Origin of the sequence: Streptomyces swartbergensis (assembly GCF_002148965.1) — a bacterium.
GTDB lineage: Bacteria > Actinomycetota > Actinomycetes > Streptomycetales > Streptomycetaceae > Streptomyces > Streptomyces swartbergensis.
Map to the genome: position 1 here is coordinate 1 of NZ_NGFN01000568.1, position 3025 is coordinate 3025.

2 protein-coding genes are annotated in these 3025 nt (G+C 71.2%); one reads left to right on the forward strand and one right to left on the reverse strand.

Going from position 1 to position 3025, the window contains the following annotated elements:
• On the reverse strand, positions 1-2278 hold a 2278-nt coding region (locus CA983_RS42130; RefSeq protein WP_244207330.1), incomplete at its 3' end, for a molybdopterin oxidoreductase family protein.
• Positions 2279-2472: 194 nt separating this feature from the next.
• Between CA983_RS42130 and CA983_RS42135 the strand changes: the two genes are divergently transcribed.
• Positions 2473-2868, forward strand: a complete 396-nt coding sequence (locus CA983_RS42135) for a cell division protein SepF (protein ID WP_020273204.1) — start codon at positions 2473-2475, stop codon at positions 2866-2868.
• The last annotated feature ends 157 nt before the right edge of the window (positions 2869-3025 follow it).

A 3025-nucleotide genomic window follows, 5' to 3' on the forward strand; every position in this document is an offset into this window, starting at 1 on the left:
GGGAGGGCTGGAGGCCGAAGGGGTCGGTCCCGGCGGGGGTGACGGCCGTCGGCGTCAGAGCCCCGGCCGGTTCTTCGCGTACGGCGCTCGCCGCCTCCTGCGCGGGCGCCTCTCGCACGGGCGTCGCCACCTTCGCCAGCGACACCGCGCACACCTTGAACTCCGGCTGGAACGACAGCGGATCCACCGCGTCGCTCGTCACCGCGTTGATGCTCAGGTACTCGCCGAACAGGTCGTTCCAGTGGAAGGGCGCGAAGCAGCAGCCCGGCCGCACCCGGTCCGTCACCACCGCCGGCAGCACGGCCCGCCCGCGCCGCGAGGCCACCTCCACCAGATCGCCCTCCACGACCCCGAGTGCCTGAGCGTCCTGCGGATGGAGCTCCACGAAGGGCCCGGAGTTCAGCTTGTTGAGCTTGGCGACCTTCCCGGTCTTGGTGAGCGTGTGCCACTGGTGCTGCACCCGCCCGGTGTTGAGCACGAACGGATAGTCGTCGTCCGGCATCTCGGCGGCGGGCAGGTGGGGCCGGGCGAAGAAGACGGCACGACCGCTCGCCGTCGGGAACCGCAGCCCGTCGTCCCCCACGTATCGGACGGGGTTGCGCTCGGGCCCGTCCTCCCGCGCGGCCGGCCACTGCACGGGTGTCCGGCGCAGCCGCTCGTAGGAGACACCGCGCAGGTCCCACTGCGTCTTCGGGTTGTGGAACCGCCGGATCTCCTCGAAGACCTGCTCGGCGCTGTCGTAAGAGAACCCCTTCTCGTACCCCATCGCGCACGCGACCTCCGCGATGATCCGCCAGTCGGCCATCGCCTCCCCGGGCGGGTCGGCGGCGGCCCGGGTCAGCGTCAGGTTGCGCTCGCTGTTGACGAAGACGCCCTCCGCCTCGGTCCACATCGCGCCGGGCAGGACGACATCGGCGTACGCGTTCGTCTCGGTGTCGGCGAACACGTCCTGCGTGACGACGAACTCGGCGGCCTCCAGCCCCTCGATGACCGTACGGCGATTGGCGACCGAGGCGACGGGATTGGTGCAGATGATCCAGCAGGCCTTGATGTCCCCGTCGGCCATCTTCCGGAACATCTCGACGGTGCCCTGCCCGACCCCGTCGGCCCGCAGCGTCCCCGCGGGCAGCTCCCACACGTCCTCGACGAACGCCCGCTCCTCGTCCACGAGCACCGACCGCTGCCCCGGCAGCCCCGGGCCCATGTAGCCCATCTCGCGTCCGCCCATGGCGTTGGGCTGGCCGGTGAGCGAGAACGGTCCGGCGCCCGGACGGCAGATCGCGCCCGTCGCCAGATGCAGGTTGACCAGGGCGTTGGTGTTCCAGGTGCCGTGCGTGGACTGGTTCAGCCCCATGGTCCAGCAGCTCATCCACTGCTTGCCGGCCTCGCCGATCAGCCGGGCGGCTCGGCGGATGTCGTCCTCGGCGAGCCCGGTGATCTCCGCGACCGCCGCCGGGGTGTAGTCGGCGAGGAACCCGGGCAGGGCCTCCCAGCCCTCGGTGTGGGCCGCGACGAACTCCGGGTCGGTGTGCCCGTCCGCGTGCAGCAGGTGCAGCAGGCCGTTCAGCAGCGCGAGGTCGGTCCCCGGCCTGATCTGGAGGAACAGATCGGCCTTGGCGGCGGTCGCGGTCCGCCGTGGATCGACGACGATCAGCTTGGCGCCCGCCTTGACCCGCTCCATCATCCGCAGGAAGAGGATCGGATGGCAGTCGGCCATGTTGGAGCCGATGACGAGGAAGACGTCCGCCTGATCGAAGTCCTCGTACGAGCCGGGCGGCCCGTCCGCGCCCAGCGACAGCTTGTAGCCGGTGCCCGCGCTCGCCATGCACAGCCGCGAGTTCGACTCGATCGCGTTCGTCCGCACGAACCCCTTGGCCAGCTTGTTCGCCAGGTACTGCGCCTCCAGGCTCATCTGCCCGGACACATAGAAGGCGACCGCGTCCGGCCCGTGCGCGTCGACGATGGCCCGCAGCCGCGCGGCGGTCTCGGCGATCGCGTCGGCGACGGGCGAGGGCACCGGCTCCTCGCCCCGGTCGTCGCGGACCAGTGCGGTGGTCAGCCGCCCGGGCGCGGCGAGCATGTCGGCCGTGGTCGCGCCCTTGGTGCACAGCCGGCCCGCGTTCGCCGGGTGCGCCTTGTCGCCGGACGCCTTCAGGACCGTGCGCCGCCCGTCCGGCCCCATGCCGACATCGAGCACGAGACCACAGCCCACACCGCAGTACGAGCAGACCGTGCGCACCTGTTCCGTCTCCTGCTGCGGCCGTGGCGTCGTGGTCATGCCGTCGACGGTACGAACATCCCGTTACGCAGGTGTCACATTGCTTGATCACCAGGAGTTACGCCCGTCACACAGCCGCGTTCCGGCCGTTGTGAGGCGCATCCAGGTGGCGGAGCGTGTCGCAGTTGGGCCGAACGGGTGACCGTGCGCAAGAATTGGCCGATGCAGACAGCCAGCGCGAGCCAGGACGGAGCATGCCGGTGAACAGCCACGATGTCACCGACGAACAATGGGAGGGGCTCGCCCAGGTCGTGCCGCTGCGGGGCCGGGACGCCTGGCCGTCCTCCGTCGGCCACCGGTCCATACCCGAGGCCGAGACGGAGGCGCGACGCCGCTTCGTCGTGCTGCGTGTGAACGTCTTCGCCGACGCGCGCGACGTCGCCGAGACCCTGATGGCGGGCGTGCCGGTACTGCTCGACCTCACCGGCGCGGAGACGGAGGTCGCCAAGCGCGTCCTCGACTTCAGCACGGGCGTCGTCTTCGGCCTGGCCAGCGGAATGCACCGCGTCGACCGCAACGTGTTCCTGCTGACGCCGGCGGGRACCGAGGTGACGGGGCTGATGGAGGGGGTCGGGGTTCCCGGGGTGTGACGTGACGTGACGCGCCCTGCGGGCCGGGGCGCCCGATCGCAGCATGCCGGCCGGGTCGCCCGTTCGTGGGAAGCCCGGGGAGACGGAACGGTTCGTCCCTTGGACGGAGTCCTACGGTCCGGATATGACCCAGCCCCCCGCTCCCACCCCCCTCGCG